The organism is Staphylococcus sp. EG-SA-2 (assembly GCF_017152085.1).
This window is the reverse complement of sequence record NZ_JACYHC010000592.1, coordinates 1-2,784: the sequence shown is the minus strand read 5'-3', so window position 1 is coordinate 2,784 and position 2,784 is coordinate 1. Positions and strand designations below refer to the sequence as shown.

Sequence of the window (2,784 nt, the reverse complement as noted above, 5' to 3'; positions counted from 1 at the left end):
AATATATTGGTGTATGACAGTTAATGGAGGGAACGAAATGAAAGCTTTATTACTTAAAACAAGTGTATGGCTCGTTTTGCTTTTTAGTGTGATGGGATTATGGCAAGTCTCGAACGCGGCTGAGCAGCATACACCAATGAAAGCACATGCAGTAACAACGATAGACAAAGCAACAACAGATAGGCAACAAGTACCGCCAACAAAGGAAGCGGCTCATCATTATGGTGAAGAAGCGGCAACCAACGTATCAGCATCAGCGCAGGGAACAGCTGATGATACAAACAACAAAGTAACATCCAACGCACCAACTAACAAACCAACTACAGCAGTTTCAACAACAGGAAACAAAAGACACGATGTAGATGCACAACAAGCCTCAACACAAAAACCAACTCACACAGCAACATTCAAATTATCAAATGCTAAAACAGCATCACTTTCACCACGAATGTTTGCTGCTAATGTACCACAAACAACAACACATAAAATATTACATACAAATGATATCCATGGCCGACTAGCCGAAGAAAAAGGGCGTGTCATCGGTATGGCTAAATTAAAAACAGTAAAAGAACAAGAAAAGCCTGATTTAATGTTAGACGCAGGAGACGCCTTCCAAGGTTTACCACTTTCAAATCAATCTAAAGGTGAAGAAATGGCTAAAGCAATGAATGCAGTAGGTTATGATGCTATGGCAGTCGGTAACCATGAATTTGACTTTGGATACGATCAGTTGAAAAAGTTAGAGGGTATGTTAGACTTCCCGATGCTAAGTACTAACGTTTATAAAGATGGAAAACGCGCGTTTAAGCCTTCAACGATTGTAACGAAAAATGGTATTCGTTATGGAATTATTGGCGTAACGACACCAGAAACAAAGACGAAAACAAGACCTGAAGGCATTAAAGGTGTTGAATTTAGAGATCCATTACAAAGTGTGACAGCGGAAATGATGCGTATTTATAAAGATGTAGATACATTTGTTGTTATATCTCATTTAGGTATTGATCCTTCAACACAAGAAACATGGCGTGGCGATTACTTAGTGAAACAATTAAGTCAAAATCCACAATTGAAGAAACGTATTACAGTGATTGACGGTCATTCACATACCGTACTTCAAAATGGTCAAATTTATAACAATGATGCATTAGTACAAACAGGTACAGCACTTGCGAATATCGGTAAGATTACATTTAATTATCGCAATGGAGAAGTATCGAATATTAAGCCGTCATTGATTAATGTTAAAGACGTTGAAAATGTAACACCGAACAAAGCATTAGCTGAACAAATTAATCAAGCTGATCAAACATTTAGAGCACAAACAGCAGAGGTTATTATTCCAAATAATACGATTGATTTCAAAGGAGAAAGAGATGACGTTAGAACGCGTGAAACAAATTTAGGAAACGCGATTGCAGATGCTATGGAAGCATATGGCGTTAAGAATTTCTCTAAAAAGACTGACTTTGCCGTGACAAATGGTGGAGGTATTCGTGCCTCTATCGCAAAAGGTAAGGTGACACGCTATGATTTAATCTCAGTATTACCATTTGGAAATACGATTGCGCAAATTGATGTAAAAGGTTCAGACGTCTGGACGGCTTTCGAACATAGTTTAGGTGCACCAACAACACAAAAAGACGGTAAGACAGTGTTAACAGCGAATGGCGGTTTATTACATATCTCTGATTCAATTCGTGTTTACTATGATATGAATAAACCGTCTGGCAAACGAATTAATGCTATTCAAATTTTAAATAAAGAGACAGGTAAGTTTGAAAGTATTGATTTAAAACGTGTATATCATGTAACGATGAATGACTTCACAGCATCAGGTGGAGACGGATATAGTATGTTCGGTGGCCCTAGAGAAGAAGGTATTTCATTAGATCAAGTACTAGCAAGTTATTTAAAAACAGCTAACTTAGCTAAGTATGATATGACAGAACCACAACGTATGTTATTAGGTAAACCAGTAGCAAGTGAACAACCAGCTAAAGGACAACAAGGTAGCAAAGGTAGTGAGTCTGGTAAAGATACACAACCAATTGGTAAAGAGAAAGTGATGAATCCAGCGAAACAACCAGCGACAGGTAAAGTTGTGTTGTTACCAGCGCATAGAGGAACTGTTAGTAGCGGTACAGAAGGTTCTGATCGCGCATTAGAAGGAACTGCTGTATCAAGTAAGAGTGGGAAACAATTGGCTAACATGTCAGCGCCTAAAGGTAGCGCACATGAGAAACAGTTACCAAAAACTGGAACTGATCAAAGTTCAAGCCCAGCAGTGATGTTTGTATTAGTAACAGGTATAGGTTTAATCGCGACTGTACGACGTAGAAAAGCTAGCTAAAATATATTGAAAACAATACTACTGTATTTCTTAAATAAGAGGTACGGTAGTGTTTTTTTATGGAAAAAAGCTATAACCGTTGATAAATATGGGATATAAAAACGGGGATAAGTAATAAGACATCAAGGTATTTATCCACAGAAATGGGGATAGTTATCCAGAATTGTGTACAATTTAAAGAGAAATACCCACAATGCCCACAGAGTTATCCACAAATACACAAGTTATACACTGAAAATTGGGCATGAATGTCAGAAAAATATCAAAAACTGCAAAAAAACTTGGTATAATAAGAGGGAAAAGTGTGAACAAGTTAATAACTTGTGGATAACTGGAAAGTTGATAACAATTTGGAGGACCAAACGACATGAAAATCACCATTTTAGCTGTAGGGAAACTAAAAGAGAAATATTGGAAGCAAGCCATAG

General features: G+C 37.4%; 1 protein-coding gene and 1 pseudogene. One reads left to right on the top strand and one right to left on the bottom strand.

Translation table 11 applies throughout. The features are described 5' to 3' along the window. The first annotated feature begins 37 nt into the window (after nt 1-37). Nucleotides 38-2,356: an LPXTG-anchored adenosine synthase AdsA gene (gene adsA / locus IDG60_RS10500; RefSeq protein ID WP_206160672.1), complete on the top strand. Its 2,319-nt coding sequence runs from the start codon at nt 38-40 to the stop codon at nt 2,354-2,356. Nucleotides 2,357-2,530: 174 nt separating this feature from the next. On the opposite strand, the pseudogene IDG60_RS10495 reads toward adsA, so the two are convergent. Next, nucleotides 2,531-2,784, bottom strand: a pseudogene (locus tag IDG60_RS10495) (hypothetical protein); the annotation flags it as partial.

What these genes read in the sequence shown, in the direction of transcription:
- adsA (WP_206160672.1), top strand. Translation starts at nt 38, where the DNA reads ATGAAAGCTTTATTACTTAAAACAAGTGTATGGCTCGTTTTGCTTTTT.